This is a genomic window from Yeguia hominis (assembly GCF_014384705.1).
In the GTDB taxonomy this organism is placed as follows: Bacteria; Bacillota; Clostridia; order Oscillospirales; family Acutalibacteraceae; genus Yeguia; species Yeguia hominis.
In genome coordinates, this window is sequence record NZ_JACRSN010000002.1 from 133449 (window position 1) to 147849 (window position 14401).

17 protein-coding genes are annotated in these 14401 nt (G+C 54.4%); 3 read left to right on the top strand and 14 right to left on the bottom strand.

The features are described 5' to 3' along the window. Nucleotides 1–12: 12 nt before the first annotated feature. On the top strand, nt 13–1773 hold the full coding sequence (locus IAG03_RS01975) for an ABC transporter ATP-binding protein (protein ID WP_249318019.1): 1761 nt from the start codon (nt 13–15) through the stop codon (nt 1771–1773). Beyond that, entirely contained in the window at nt 1773–3506 is a 1734-nt protein-coding gene (locus tag IAG03_RS01980) for an ABC transporter ATP-binding protein (protein ID WP_249318020.1), read from the top strand. The genes IAG03_RS01975 and IAG03_RS01980 overlap by 1 nt, the downstream gene beginning before the upstream one ends. Before the next feature lie 177 nt (nt 3507–3683). Here IAG03_RS01980 and IAG03_RS01985 read toward each other — a convergent pair whose 3' ends face one another. After that, nucleotides 3684–3872: a hypothetical protein gene (locus IAG03_RS01985; protein WP_249318022.1), complete on the bottom strand. Its 189-nt coding sequence runs from the start codon at nt 3870–3872 to the stop codon at nt 3684–3686. A 72-nt stretch (nt 3873–3944) separates the two neighbouring features. Between IAG03_RS01985 and IAG03_RS01990 the strand changes: the two genes are divergently transcribed. Beyond that, complete coding sequence (locus IAG03_RS01990; protein WP_249318023.1) at nt 3945–4757, top strand: AraC family transcriptional regulator; 813 nt, start codon at nt 3945–3947, stop codon at nt 4755–4757. Nucleotides 4758–4950: 193 nt separating this feature from the next. Here IAG03_RS01990 and IAG03_RS01995 read toward each other — a convergent pair whose 3' ends face one another. The 13 genes from IAG03_RS01995 to IAG03_RS02055 form a co-directional block, all read right to left on the bottom strand. Further along, on the bottom strand, nt 4951–5250 hold the full coding sequence (locus tag IAG03_RS01995) for a hypothetical protein (RefSeq protein ID WP_249318025.1): 300 nt from the start codon (nt 5248–5250) through the stop codon (nt 4951–4953). Further along, nucleotides 5247–5909 (bottom strand): L-2-amino-thiazoline-4-carboxylic acid hydrolase, encoded by a 663-nt coding sequence (locus tag IAG03_RS02000; protein ID WP_249318026.1) that lies wholly within the window; start codon nt 5907–5909, stop codon nt 5247–5249. The genes IAG03_RS01995 and IAG03_RS02000 overlap by 4 nt, the downstream gene beginning before the upstream one ends. Then, nucleotides 5906–6838, bottom strand: coding sequence for an acyl-CoA thioester hydrolase/BAAT C-terminal domain-containing protein (locus IAG03_RS02005; protein ID WP_249318027.1), 933 nt, complete (start codon nt 6836–6838; stop codon nt 5906–5908). The genes IAG03_RS02000 and IAG03_RS02005 overlap by 4 nt, the downstream gene beginning before the upstream one ends. Before the next feature lie 14 nt (nt 6839–6852). Beyond that, nucleotides 6853–7683, bottom strand: a complete 831-nt coding sequence (locus tag IAG03_RS02010; protein WP_249318028.1) for a class I SAM-dependent methyltransferase — start codon at nt 7681–7683, stop codon at nt 6853–6855. A gap of 9 nt (nt 7684–7692) precedes the next feature. Further along, the gene (locus IAG03_RS02015) at nt 7693–8466 is read right to left on the bottom strand and encodes an alpha/beta hydrolase (protein WP_249318029.1); all 774 of its coding nucleotides are present in this window, start codon (nt 8464–8466) and stop codon (nt 7693–7695) included. Between the two features lie 10 nt (nt 8467–8476). Beyond that, on the bottom strand, nt 8477–8974 hold the full coding sequence (locus IAG03_RS02020; protein ID WP_249318031.1) for a hypothetical protein: 498 nt from the start codon (nt 8972–8974) through the stop codon (nt 8477–8479). Nucleotides 8975–8982: 8 nt separating this feature from the next. Next, entirely contained in the window at nt 8983–9759 is a 777-nt protein-coding gene (locus IAG03_RS02025; protein WP_249318032.1) for a ZIP family metal transporter, read from the bottom strand. A gap of 27 nt (nt 9760–9786) precedes the next feature. After that, entirely contained in the window at nt 9787–10488 is a 702-nt protein-coding gene (locus IAG03_RS02030; RefSeq protein WP_249318034.1) for an L-2-amino-thiazoline-4-carboxylic acid hydrolase, read from the bottom strand. A 51-nt stretch (nt 10489–10539) separates the two neighbouring features. Then, entirely contained in the window at nt 10540–11223 is a 684-nt protein-coding gene (locus IAG03_RS02035; RefSeq protein ID WP_249318036.1) for a class I SAM-dependent methyltransferase, read from the bottom strand. A gap of 44 nt (nt 11224–11267) precedes the next feature. Then, nucleotides 11268–12173, bottom strand: a complete 906-nt coding sequence (locus IAG03_RS02040) for an alpha/beta hydrolase (RefSeq protein WP_249318037.1) — start codon at nt 12171–12173, stop codon at nt 11268–11270. Between the two features lie 12 nt (nt 12174–12185). After that, nucleotides 12186–12791, bottom strand: coding sequence for a class I SAM-dependent methyltransferase (locus IAG03_RS02045; protein ID WP_249318038.1), 606 nt, complete (start codon nt 12789–12791; stop codon nt 12186–12188). Between the two features lie 4 nt (nt 12792–12795). Then, the gene (locus IAG03_RS02050) at nt 12796–13410 is read right to left on the bottom strand and encodes a class I SAM-dependent methyltransferase (RefSeq protein ID WP_249318039.1); all 615 of its coding nucleotides are present in this window, start codon (nt 13408–13410) and stop codon (nt 12796–12798) included. Between the two features lie 111 nt (nt 13411–13521). Continuing rightward, nucleotides 13522–14100, bottom strand: coding sequence for a TetR/AcrR family transcriptional regulator (locus IAG03_RS02055; protein ID WP_249318041.1), 579 nt, complete (start codon nt 14098–14100; stop codon nt 13522–13524). Nucleotides 14101–14401: the final 301 nt, after the last annotated feature.

A 14401-nucleotide genomic window follows, 5' to 3' on the forward strand; every position in this document is an offset into this window, starting at 1 on the left:
AAGGAGTTCACCATGAAAAAAATTGAGCCAAAGCGCTCCGCCGCCTCGTGGCTGGCAGAGCTGGCAAAAGGGCGGTACGGCGAGTACGCTTTGAGCGTCCTTACGGCGCTGCTGGGCGTCGCCTGCTCGCTTATTCCGTATTTCATCATCATCCGGCTCATCACCGCACTGGTAAACGGCACGGCGGAGCTGACGTACTGCCTGACGCTCTGCGCGTGGATGGCGGGCTGCTGGGTGCTGCGCTATGTGCTGCACAGCGTGTCCACGTCCCTCTCCCATCACGCCACCTTCCATGTGCTGGCGAGTATCCGCACACGGCTGCTGGATAAGCTGGCGACGCTGCCCCTGGGTGCGGTGCTGGACCGTTCCTCCGGATCGTATAAAAACATTATCGTGGAGCGGGTGGACTCCATTGAAACCACGCTGGCCCATCTTCTGCCGGAGATGACCGCCAACATTGTGGGTGCTTTGGCGGTGCTGGTGCTGCTGTTCCTCGAGGACTGGCGCATGGGCCTTTCCATGCTGATCGTCGTTCCGCTGGGAACTCTCTGCTTCGCGTCCATGTTCAGCGGCTATCACGAGAAGTTTCAGCGCACGGTCACCGCGACAAAGGCACTGAACGACACGGCTGTGGAATACATCAGCGGCATTGAGGTCATCAAGGTCTTCGGTCAGTCCAAAACCAGCTACGCAAAGTTTGTCTCCGCCGCAAAGGAAGGCGCGGACTGCTTCATTGACTGGATGCGCGGAAGTCTCTTCGGGCAGGTAGCCGGAATGGTGATATTCCCCTCAACACTTCTCGGCATTTTGCCGGTGGGCTGCCTTCTTTATATGCACGGCACACTGTCGGCAGAAACATTTCTGGCTGTCATCGTGCTTTCGTTCGGTGTTATGCAGCCGCTGATCACCGCCTTCTCCTACACCGACGACATTGTACAGGTCAAGACCATCGTCGGCGAGGTAGCAGAGGTGCTGTCCGGCGAGGATATGCAGCGCCCGGAACGTCCGGAAAAGCTGCCTGCGGACAACTCCATCGAGCTGAAAAATGTCCGCTTCGCCTACCATGACAAGGAGGTGCTGCACGGAATCAACCTGCACATTGTCCCGGGGACAGTCAATGCCCTTGTAGGCCCCTCCGGCAGCGGAAAGTCCACCATTGCCCGGCGGCTTATCGCCTCCCTGTGGGATGTAAAGGACGGTGCCATTGAACTGGGCGGCGTGGACATCCGTACACTTCCGCTGGCGGAGTGCACGAAGCGCATCGCCTATGTGTCGCAGGATAATTACCTTTTTGAACTTTCGGTTATAGACAACATCCGCATGGGCAGAAAGGGTGCGACCGATGCGGAGATCATTGACGCCGCGAAGAAATGCGGCTGCCACGCGTTCATCATGGGGCTGGAGAACGGCTATCAGACCGTATGCGGTGCATCCGGCGGACACCTCTCCGGCGGCGAACGGCAGCGCATCTCCATTGCCCGGGCCATGCTGAAGGACGCGCCAATCGTCATTCTGGACGAGGCTACTTCCTACACCGACCCAGAGAACGAGGCGGTCATCCAGTCGGCACTGGCAAGGCTGGTGCGGGGCAAGACGCTGCTGGTCATTGCCCACCGCCTGTCTACCATCGCCGATGCAGACCAGATCATTGTCGTGAATCACGGCAGGATCGAAGCTGCCGGCACACAGGCGGAGCTGCTTGCTTCCTGCCCGCTTTATCAAACCATGTGGGAAGCCCACATCAGCGTCAAAGACGACGGGGAGGTGGCGTAATGCTCAAGACACTGAAAAAATTTTTTGCCTTCTGCGGGGTGGACAACCGCAGGCTGTTTATGGCATCCATCTGGCTGGGCGTGGTCAGCGCCATCTGCTCCGCCATGCGTATTCCTGCCGCTGCCATTGTCATTCAGGCGCTGCTGCAAAAGAATGTCACCATGGCGACACTCTGGACGAGCCTTGGAATCATCGTCGCTTCTCTGATTGTGACCATCGCCATCAATAGGAAGGCCACCATGCTCCAGACCCGTGCAGGCTACCGCGCCTGCGCCAACAAGCGGATTGAGATTGCGGAGCATCTGCGGTATCTGCCTATGGGCTGGTTCAACGACAACAGTCTCGGCGAGGTCACCTCTGTCACCACCAACACCATGGAAAATATGGCGAATGTCGCCACACGCGTGGTTATGGTCACGACCCGGGGTTTCCTGACCTCCGGCATTATTGCGGTGATGATGTTCCTCTTTGACTGGCGCATGGGGCTTATCACGCTGGCGGGACTGGTGCTGTTCTTCGCCGTCAACGCCGCCATGCAGCGGGCGGAGCAGACCCTTTCCCAGCGGAAGTTCAACGCCGACGAACGGCTTGTGTCCAAGGTGCTGGAATATGTGCAGGGCATTGCCGAGGTCAAGAATTTTGACCTGACTCACGATTCCGCAACGCAGGTACACGGCGCTGTGGAGGAAGCCCGCAGGGCGTCCTTTGCTATGGAGATCCCGTCGGTGCTTTATATGCTGGCGCAGTTTGTTGTCAACAAGCTCACCGGCGTTGCCGTCTGCGCTGCCGCCATCGTCTTTTACTTCGGCGGAACGATGGAGCTGACAAACTGCCTTTTGATGCTGATCTGCTCCTTTATCCTTTTTGAACAGCTGGATTCTGCCGGGAGCTTTTCGGCTCTGTTCCGCTCCATCGACATCGGCGTGGACAAGGCAAACGCGATTCTGCGTGTAGAGCCCATGGATATTGACGGCGAAGAGCTGTCGCCGGAGCGGGAGGACATTGCTCTCTCCCATGTGGATTTCTCCTACGACAGCAAGCCCATTCTGCACGACGTGTCCCTGACCATCCCGGAAAAAGCCACGGTCGCTATCGTCGGTCCCTCCGGCTCCGGCAAGACCACTCTCTGCAATCTTATGGCGCGGTTCTGGGACGTGCAGTCCGGCAGTGTGCGCCTTGGCGGACGGGATGTGCGGGAATACAGCTACGACAGCCTCATCCGCAATTTCTCCTTCGTGTTCCAGCGGGTCTATCTGTTCTCCGACACCATCGCCAATAACATCCGCTTCGGAAAGCCCGATGCCTCCATGGAGGAGGTGCAGGCCGCTGCAAAGAAGGCGCGGTGCTACGACTTTATCATGGCACTGCCGGACGGCTTTGACTCCGTCATCGGCGAGGCAGGCAGCTCGCTTTCCGGCGGCGAGCGCCAGCGCATCTCTATCGCCCGGGCGATTATGAAGGAAGCACCCATCATCATTCTGGACGAGGCAACCGCCAATGTTGACCCCGAAAATGAAAAGGAGCTCATGGAGGCCATTGCAGAATTGACCCACGATAAGACGGTCATCATGATCGCCCACCGGCTGAAAACCGTGCGCAACGCCGACAGAATATTCGTGGTCGATCACGGCGAGATCGTCCAGCAGGGCACCCACGAGGATCTGGTGGCCGTGGACGGGCTTTACCGCCGCTTTGTGGTGGAGCGCAAGCAAGCCGCCGGGTGGAAGGTCTGAAGCGGCGCAATCTGAAAAAAACTATGAGAAGCTCATATCAGCCATTGGCCGATACGAGCTTCTCCGTTTTCTGTTTCACGTAATGTAGTAGTCGCAGTATTCGCCGTCGATTGCTGGCGTCATGGTCCTCTGCCAAACAAGTCTTAGGTGCAGACCGGCAAACGAATGCCACACCGATTACTTTTTTCCCGCCAGCAATGTTGAGCCGCAAAGCATCAGGCGTCTGACCTCCTTCGGTGTCATAAAGCGGCCGTCAGTCGTGTCTATCAGCTCCACACGCTCATAGCCCATGTCCTTGAGCATCTGGACAAACGCCTGCATATCACCGTAAACGGAACGCGGTCTGCTAAAACTTTGTCCATTCATTGGAACTTCACAAGAACGGAAAAGCAAATGAGGCAAGTATGTGATAAAATACAGACCAAGGTGGTGAAACGAATGGGTTACAGAGAGAACATGGCTCGATGCCGGAACTATATTGCAGAGCATCTGCAGGAGGAATTGACGCCTGCAGAGCTGGCGGAGCGGTTCGGATACTCCTTCTACCAATTCTTTCACGTGTTTCGAAGTGTTAACGGCATGGCAGTAGCGGAATATCTGCGGGATCGGCGTCTGTGTGCGGCGACAAGCCAGTTGCTGCTCGGAAGCAGCATTACGGAGACTGCGATGGATTCCGGCTTTGATACCGTGTCAGGATTCACCCGCGCCTTCACCCGAAAATTCGGACTTGCACCATTGGTGTATAAAAAGCTGAAAGGAGCGAAATTTGTTATGAAACCAGAAATAAAAGTTTTTCCGGCTTTTATAGCGGTCGGATACGTCCTGAAACCCGAAAGCGAAATTGATATCCGTGAGAATGGTGCCTACTGGTTGGGAAAAGATTTCTCCGGCATCAGCAAGGAGGACTACGCAAAACTCAGTGCTGCCGGCCGCGGTGAGGTCGGATTGTGGATGCACCCCGAGGGAACGGGTGATGAACTTTATTATTTCTTTGGACCGGTGGTCGAGAGCAAAAGCTTTGCCCCAGCCGGTATGGAAACCTTGGATATCCCAAAAGCAGAGTACGCCGTATTCCGGGTTTCCAAAGGGGCGGATGTTTTTGCGCTGCACGAGAATATAAAAAAGACATGGCACTTTATTTTCAACGACTGGTTTGACAACAGCGGATACGTTTTTGATCATACCAAGTTTGATTTTGAGTATTACCTGGGGGAAGAAACCTATATCTATGTTCCTATCAGAAAACGCTGATCTCAAAGAATAAAGCAAAAGTATCGGAACCAGGCTTGCCCACAAAAAGGCTGTTGACAGTACGAGCGACTATCAGCAGCCTTTTTTCGCATGGTTTGCAAAACGCAAGATATGTTGTCTTGACATTGGCATTAACCACGATATTCAGTACGCTTATCATACCATACTATCCGCATCCAGGAGGGGTGTATCGTCATGCATATTGGCGGAATGCTGAAGATGCTTCTTCATGATGGCATTCTTGACTATCCGTATTCAGTGCCTTTCCCATGAAGGAGTAGAGAAAGCACCCAATTGCTCCCAACCCGATGACCAGTACGGTTTCCCACAAATCGTAAGCGCCGGACAAATAATAGGCTCTGTTGAACATTCCCGTGTTCGTTTCCTGCAGCGGAACGCACCCCAGCAGCCAATCACCGGCAGCCATCAATATCCCGCCGATCGCACCAAGAATGCAGCAACGGATAAATTTTCTTTGTTCTTCTGTTTTCACCGTCCTGCCTCCTTTTCGGGTTTTATGAAGCCCTTCTTCTTATATCCGCAGTCGCAGTACGGTCCGCCGGAGGCGAGAGTGTACTGCCGCACAAAGTCGGTCACGCCGCCCGCCTCACTCATGGTGTAGTCCAGACGGCACAGCGCGGGAGTGAGGTCATATAGCCCCAGCTTTTTCATCAGCACACAGATGCCGCATTGGGTAAATCGACCCTCGTAGCCGCTGCCGTCGGGGTATTTGTAAAACTCCATGTTCCACGAGTAGGGATTGCGGTCGGCGGCCTTCAGCGCGGCAGTGGCTTTCATGCCGGCAATGTCCTTTTCGGTAAATTTGCTTTTTCCGCTCTTGCGGCAGAACCATTTCATGGGCTTTGTCATCATGGCGTTGGCGTAGTAGACCGTCAACCGTTCCACGTCCGGGCGCTCCGGCATGGAAAGAATGAACGCGCCGATCATGGCACAGTTGACCAGATTCATTTTGAAGCGGTCGGCTTTTTCAAACTCCGGCAGTCTGCGGATGATCTGCCGGTATTTCGGCTTTGCTTTTTCTGTGATCGCTTTTGCGGTGTCTGCATCATAGCCCAGCACAGTGGTCAGCTGTCTTCGGAAGGACGGCGCAAACAATGTCCACATGCCGAAAGGCATTCCAAAATAGGTCAATTTTTGTCCCTCCAATCACATATAACGCGAGTCATGCGGCGGTCAATATCAATGCGAGCCGTTTTACACTCCTTTGGATATTTCTTCGCAGTGCTGAACGCCAGCTTGACAAACAGCGCTGAGCCGACGGGAAGCATGGTCTTGAGCATACCGTCGGGGAAAACAAAATGCGTACAGTGTTCATATATGACCGCCTCGACTTCGCAGGAGTGCGGTTTCTCCGCAAGGCGTTTTTCCATGCGGCGGATGTATTTTGCGGCGTCCCAAAGTGCGTCGTCCTCTGCGCCGACAAGAAACAGCTTTCCGCGGATATTCTCGACCTTTATAAATTCTTCCTCGGTTATCGGGTGCGCCGCTTCAGAGTCGTCAAACAGCTTGCGCAAGGCGATCATATTGCCGGTGCGTTTGGACTCCTCCGAGATTATGCGCCAATAGTCGGGGTGCTGATAGCAAAACGGCATGTATGGCAAGGGCTTTCCCTTGTAAGAAAAGAGTGATTCTCCCTCGATTGGCCATTCCTTGCAGCCGTCCTTTTTGCCCTGCATGAACCCCTGCCACACAAAGTCGCTGGGTGTCATTGCAATGGTTAGAGAAATGTCGCTGAATATCGATGCTGCCGTCAGGGCGAGGGTACCTGTCGTTGAGGCTCCCGCAATGCCTATTTTTTCGTTTCCGTGTAATTTGAGCCATGCCATTGCTTTTTCGATGCGTTCAAGGGGATAGTTGTGATGACCGTAGTCCTTTTTTGCAGGCGACATGGTCAAAATGTTCACGCCGAGACGAAGCAGCCACTTCACCGCAGAGCGCGCCATATAATCCTCGGGGTCGTCGCCGAGCATAGCGATGATGGCGCAGCTTGAACCGTCCTTGCACACCCAATATGCGCCGTAAAAGCCGCCGCTTTCAACGTCAAAGTGAATGTGTTTCATTTAAAATACCTCTCTCAAAATCCAATTTTCACGATTTGCATTTTCATCCCGTTGTCGCCGACCTTGGCGAGAAAGCGGAAAAAGCCGCTGACGGACGCGTCCTTCAAATCGTTGTAGCCCAGCATATAGCCGCGGCTCGAGACCTGCAAATGGCTGTCCCACGCGCCGATCTCTTTGGGAGCGTCGGAAACCGCGAAATACGCGCCCACATCCCTGATCTTCGCACTCTTGAGCCATGTCTTGGCGATCATCTTCACCGCCGCCCGATTCGCAGCGTCAAACACCAGCACACCGCCGGGGAAGGCGTCTGCCATGGCCCGCACCAGCGTCTTGACCTGCTCGGTTAGAAAGTAATAGAACACGCCGGAGGCAAAGAATATCGCCCCGCCGGATGCGTCGATTTTAGAAAACCACGCCGTTTCGTTCAGATTGCAGGGGATGTTTTGCTCCCGCTCCTCGGCGGGCAGCAGCTCGTTACGCACGGCTATGACATCGGGAAAGTCCAGATTGTAAATGTTACAGCTGCCGTTGTCGCAGCTTCTTCCGGTGCCGTCCAGCCCGCAGCCCAGATTGACCACCGCCGCATTGGGGTGAGATTTCAGATAATCCCGCACCTCAAAAGCAAGGTCATTCTGCCGCATGGCCACCTCCAGTGAACCGAAACGCTGCATCAGGCTGTGGGATTTCTTTTCCGTCTCCGAAAAATCGTAGTCGATCTCGTCAATCAGGCGAACCGCTGTTTCGTCCCGGTAGAGATTCGGGTATAGTTCTGAGCAGACCTTCCGCGCATACAGCGGAATGATCAGCGTCTCCTGTACGGTGTTTTTCTCGATTTTGTATTTCATGGGTATCACTCACTTTCTGATAAATGGCAGTTCCGGCATACAGTCACGCTCGGCGATGTGCGCCAGCATTTCGGCGAACCCTTTTGGATCGCGAATCTGATATTGCATGTGATCGTATCCCTCAAACACGGGATAATGGCCGCAGGGGTAGGCTTCCATCACTGCTTGACGGTATTTGAAATGCTCCTCTTTGCTGCCGAACTCGAAATAAGTATGCTCTTGCAGCTTCTCGGGAAGCGGCGGAAAGGGTTTATCCTCCAGACTGTCCGAAATCTGCCGCCGCAAATTTGTATAGGTCAGATTTTTCCCTGCGTCTATAAAATACGACTTTATGGAATCGTCGTCACACCACAGTATCTTTTTCAGCGTACCGCCCTTCGACCAATATAGGCTCTTGATGGCAAAATACAGAAACGGTGTCATGATACGGCGCGTGCCCTTTCCGATTTGGGCGAACTGCCCGCCGTCAAAGAAAGCGTGCTTCACGGGCAGCTTCGTCTGCGTCAGAAACACCATGGCAAGGTCTGCACCGATGGAAGAAGCGACCACCATCGCCAGCCGCTCCACGCCCTGTCGATGCAGAAAGTCCTCCACCTGCCGTATTTCGTCCAGCTTGCTGACATATTTCTGCCCCTCGCAGTAAACGGTGGAGGTGGGCAAGATGCAGAAATATCGATCCTGCAAATACCTCGCAATCGGTTCACTGCTCGCTCCTGTCACACCCATTGCATGAAAGAACAGCACGGCAGGATTCCTCCTGTCGCCATATGTTTGAAACAGCATTTCTATCACCTCATATTTTCATAAAAAGCATCATAATCGCCGCCAGTGCTGCCGAAATGACTGCCATGCCCACCGTGCCGAACAGCCACTTTTTGCCCTTATCCTTGGCTGTAATGTAGGGTTTCAGGTCTTCCGTTCCCGGGATTCCCCATGCGTTCGTATGTCCTACCCAATAGCCGTCAACCCAAAATCGGTCTATGAGATTCATAACGGACAGTATGACCAGCAGCTGCCAGAAGCCCGCAAGAAACCCCCGCGCACCGTTCACCGCATAGACGCAGACCAGCACATAGGCGATGTAACCGGGAACACATACCGCTTTGAAAATCAAAGCATTTCGCTTGATTTTCGCGTGTGTTGTAAGTCCCAGCGTTACGCACCGCTCCTGCACCACCGGGCTGTAAAGATGCACCATGCCCACCGCGCCCTTGCGGATACCGATGGCGCAAACCAGAATGAGCAGAACGCCAAGTCCTATGCCTTCCAAAATCACCTGTAAAATCATCATTTACTTCCTTATCCCAGCGCCACATCCAGCACCATCATCACGCTGAAGCCTACCGCAAAGAACACCGTTCCAAGATTCGAGTGCCGCCCCTGCGACATTTCCGGAATCAACTCCTCTACCACCACATAGAGCATGGCGCCCGCTGCAAAGCTCAGCAGATACGGCAGCACCGGGATCACAAGCTGCGCCGCGAGAAGCGTCAGCACCGCGCCGATAGGCTCGACAACGCCGGAAAGCACGCCGCCGAGAAACGCTCGACCCTTGCGTTCCCCCTCCGCCCGGAGCGGCATGGAGATGATCGCGCCCTCGGGAAAATTCTGAATGGCAATGCCGAGGGACAGCGCCAGTGCGCTTGCCGCCGTGATCTGCGTATTTCCCGCGAGGAAGCCTGCATACACCACGCCGACTGCCATTCCCTCCGGGATATTATGTAAGGTAACAGCCAGCACCATCATGGTGGTGCGCCCGAGCTTGCTTTTCGGACCCTCGGCCTGTTCACTTCCCACATGAAGATGGGGGATCAAACGATCAAGCAGGAGCAAAAACAGCACGCCGACCCAAAAGCCGATAAAGGCGGGGAGAAAGGACAGCTTCCCCATATCCTCCGACTGCTCAATGGCGGGGATCAGCAGGCTCCAGATGGACGCCGCCACCATCACACCGGCGGCAAAGCCGGCAAGGGCGCGCCGCACCAGATCGCCAAGGGATCTTTTCATAAAAAACACGCAGGCCGCGCCCAGTGCTGTGCCCAAGAAAGGGATCATGATCCCAAGAAAGGTTTCCATTTGTCTCACCGCCTTTGCGTTGCAGTATTATTTGTTTCTTCGATAGCCCGCCTCATCCCGGTATTCGGGATGCGACTTTACGTACGGATCCTTATCGCCGCAGATGGTATAGTCGCACCGGCAGCCGTTCACGCAGGTGTTCGTCCGTATAAGCCTTGCATGGAGCAGCTCCATAGACGCAAAGTCCACATTACACAGGGCGGGCATAATATCCGTAAGACCGTGCCTGACGGCAAACTCCGCTGCCGGGCACGCCGTAAATTCATAATAAATAGGCTTGTCGGTTTCATAAGGCGCAATCGACATCTCATAATCGTGCCATTTGTCGCAGCCGCTTTTCGCACGAACAAATGCCTTGTACATCAGCTTCCGCCAGAACGGCTTGTTGCAGTCCACAAATTTCAGCTTGCGGAAAGTCGGAAGAATCAGATTTTCCTCCATCTCTTCGATTTCACGGAACGATGTGACGGCTTTGCAGACCACATAATAGCTCATGATGGCGATGCAGTCGTAGGTGCCGCCTACGCCGTTGTGGAAGTTCTTTTTGCCGCCCAAGTCGGTGCGCCAGTCGGAGAGAAAGACCGCGTACTGCCGCTGCACCTGTTCCCAAACCGTCTCCCGCTCCGCTTCCGGGTAGTGCAGGGCGATTTTTGCCCGTATCTCCTTCTTGCAGGGCTTTGAATACAGCACATGGCTTTTGTGGTCGAATAGAAGCTCGTTGTCCTTCATCTGATTGCCTCCCTCCTTGTTCTTTCTTGCGTGCATGAGACCATCTCAGATTTAACCCGCTTTTCGGCAGACAAACCATGCCATGCTTTTCAGGTTTCCCATGTCCGCATCCGTATACATTCCATCCAGCCGTGCTTTCAGACTGGAAACCGCCTCATAGGGCGGTGTGAAAAAACCTGTCTTTTCATAAACATGCCGGACAAACCAATCCGTCCGCTTGTGCTCGCCCATCACATAAAAGCAGCCGCAGAATGTCCCGCCGGGTCTCAAAACCCGGAAAACCTCCCGATAAGCGGCTTCCTTGTCCGGGAAAGCGTGAAAACCGTTCAGCGACAAAACGATGTCGAAAGTATCGTCTTCATAGGGAAGCGCCCCCACATCCCCTTGCCGGAAGGACACGTTTTTCAGGTGCAGGCGGTCGGCTTTTTCCTGCGCCTGCGACATCATGTCCGGCGAGTAATCCAGACAGGTGATGTCCGCCTGCGGCAGCGTCTGATAAACGGGCATGGTCAGAATGCCCGTTCCCACCGGTACCTCCAGCAGCTTGCCGGAGAAATGCTCCGGAATACCGGACATTGCCTTTTCCAGATAGGCGTCGTTTTCCGCCTTATTCATAGCCCATACCAAGCGGCACACCGCTTTCCCGCTCAGAGTAGAGCAGGTGATCATGCCGTCATAAAAACTGTTTCCGCCTGTCAGCCGATAGGCACTGCGAATGGCTTCTTTTCGTTCCATGGCCTTCCCTCCGTGTTTCAATCATCACACGACCGTTTCCGATCTCATTTTTTCAAAATGTCCACGATTTTCGCAAAGTCCTCCTTTGCCTCCTTGAAGATCGGCAGCATACAGTAGCAATGCACCATCTTCGGGCGGGCGGACACCGTATAGGGGACATTTGCCCGTTTACAGGCTTCCTCAAAGTCCGGCAATGCGCCGTAGAGCACCTCGTCGGCAGAATAGAAGAAGTGAATATCGCCTACGCCGGTAAAATCTCCCCGGGAGCCGGAGAGCATATAGTCCGGTACATTCTTGCAGCCATGCCGCATGAATTTCTCCACCGTTACCATGAAGGCATAGTCGATGGCGACGTCCCTTTCATTCAGTGCCTGCATCCGCGCCCTTTCCGCATCGTTCCACGGAACCTCGCCGGGAGATACGGCAACGATATGCCTCGGCTGCGGCAGCGGTTCAGGCTGCGCGTTGTTGTGCGCCGCGATCCCCAAAGCCAGCGCACCGCCGGAGGAAAAGCCACAGGTACTGATATTTCCGCCGCCATACAGCCCAATCATTTTCCGGTAACATTCGTAAACCATCGCATAGGTTTCGGTGATACAATACTCCATGCAGAGGGGATAAAACGGGAACCACACATCACAGCCGGTCTCGCGGCACAGCTTACGCATCACGGGCAGGTCACCCTTGTCCGGGCCGATCACCATACCGCCGCCGAAAAAATAAAGAATCGCGCGCTCGGACGGCTTCGGATGCTCTCGCACGATCAGGCAGGGAAAGCCGTTTACCGCGATCGTTTCATAATATGCCTTGCGGTCGGTGGGCGTAAAAACGCCACGATGCCGGTTCTGCTTTTCAATTTCCTTTCGCAGTGCATCCTCCGGCAAGGCGAACGCCTTTTTCGCGCCGGAGAGCTTGTATACGCTGCGTAAGATAGATGCAAAGATACTCATGATTTAGTCCCCTCATTTCCACGCCGTAATGCAGAGCCAGCTTTTCTTTTTGTGTATCTGCACCTCATGAAAGCCCGCCTGCTCCAGATACGTCTTCAGCTCGGCGTCCTTGTAGATGGTCATGCCGCCGATGATCTCCGTCCACTTCTTGTCCTTGTCCGTATCGCCGCTGCTCTCGTTGCAGATGAGTAATGTCCCGCTGGGCTTCAGCACCCGATAGACCTCCCGGAAGCACCGGGGCAGATCGGGCCAGAAATAGACGGTTTCAAAGGCCGTTACCGCATCGAACCAGTCGCCTGCAAAGATCATATTCGCCACGCTGCCTTGCAGAACGGTGCAGCGGCCCTCCGCGATGGCGGCGTTGTTGACCTTTTTCGACTTCTCCACACTGACGGGCGAATAGTCGATGCCCTTGACGACGCCCCGCGGGCATTTTTTCAGCAGTTTCTTGATGTTCGCCCCGCCGCCGCAGCCGCAGTCCAACACCTTGGCGTCCGGAGTAAGCTCCAAAAAGCGAAGTCCCCACCGTGCCACAGGACTGTGCCCCAGGTTCATCATAGCGACCATGATTTTTCCGCCAAGCCCCACAGGCTTTCTGGTGTTCTCAAAAAATGACATCTTATCACACCTCCGATTTCACACATTCCGCATAGGTCAGCGGGAAGGACGCCTTTAGAACAGCGCTTTTCCGCACCGCCCAGCCGTTTTGCCGTAGGAAGCGCAGGTATTCCTCGCTCGTCCACTTGCTGCGGAGAGGGAAGCCTGCCATCCTCATAAAAAATGCCCTGACCATGCCGGAAAAAGAGTTTCCGGCATGGGTGAAGGTCGGCGCGATGAGCACACCGTCCTCTTTCAGCACCCGGCGGATCTCGGCAAGGGCCTTCTCCGGCTGCGGCACGATGTGCAGTGCGTTGGACACAATCACCACGTCGAAGGATTTGTTCGCATAGGGCAGGCGGAACATATCCTGCACGGAGAAGTGCAGCTTTGCCGAGCGATTATCCCGCTTTGCTTCGGCGATCATCTCTGCGGAGGCGTCCGTCGCCTCGATGTGCGCCGCCGCGTTTACGATGTGTTTTGCGATCAATCCCGTGCCGGTCGCCAGCTCCAACACCGTCTTGGCTTTTACAACCGGCCGGATCAGTGCATACATCTCGTCATATGCCGCCCGATCCTTTCGCATAAAGCGGTCGTACCGACCGGCATTTTTGTCCCAGAAATTCTTGTGTTTTCGCATCGCTGTCATTCCCTTCGGTGTTAGATTCACCTAACTAATACGCGCAATTTTGCGGTTAGAGTTCGCTAACCGATGCATCTTGGAAAAGCCGCATTTCTGCGGCCTTTCGGCTTATTCAAATAGCTCCCTGCAAGCGCCGCACACCAGCGTTTCCAGCACCTGCGGGTACATTTCCCCGATCTGCCCCTTGTGGGAGACGGTCAAGATCAGTCCCCGTACCGTCGCGGCAGCCAAGGAAACGCCGCGATTCGGCACGAGATCATATTTCTCCAAAAGCTGGCGGATGTGTGTCTCGTCATCGTGGTAGTGGATATTTTTGATGTCCTCCGGCAATCTCTGCAAAAGCAGCTTCGCATCGTTTTCGATGAAAACCATGTCGCCGGTATCAGACAGCCGCCGGCAAACGGCAAGGACAGCCTTTGCCGCACGTTCCGACGGCGGTAAGCTGTCAGCTTCGCCCAGTACTCGGTCGGCTACTCCATAAAGCTCGGAGTGAATGTTCTCCAAAACCGCGAAAAATAGCATCTCCTTGGATTCGTAGAATTTATAGAACGAGCCTTTTGCAATGCCGACCGCCTTTGTCAGCTGATCCACGGAGGTTTTCTTCATCCCCAGCGTGACAGCACAATGTCTCGTTTCCTTCAGCAACGCCTTGCGGAGCTGCGCGGTCTCGTAATCGGTAAAAGCCAAGGCTGTGCCTCCTCAAATATGACCATTTTGGATCTTCTGGTCATATTGTACCGCGCTTCTTTCTGGTTTGCAAGAGGTGCGGAGAAAAACTTGCTAATCAAAAGGAGGCAGTGTTGCAGAAAGAGACGATAGAATTCCGGTAATCGTTGTCGCCGCGGTAAAAAACCGGAGCGTAAAAGGGCTCGGACCGAAGCATCCAAACGTTGCGTTCTGATGCCCATTTTGTTTCATATTGCACAGATGGGGTGATTGCAAGGAGAAGAACAGAAATTCACACAACATGAATGACGTATTCACATAA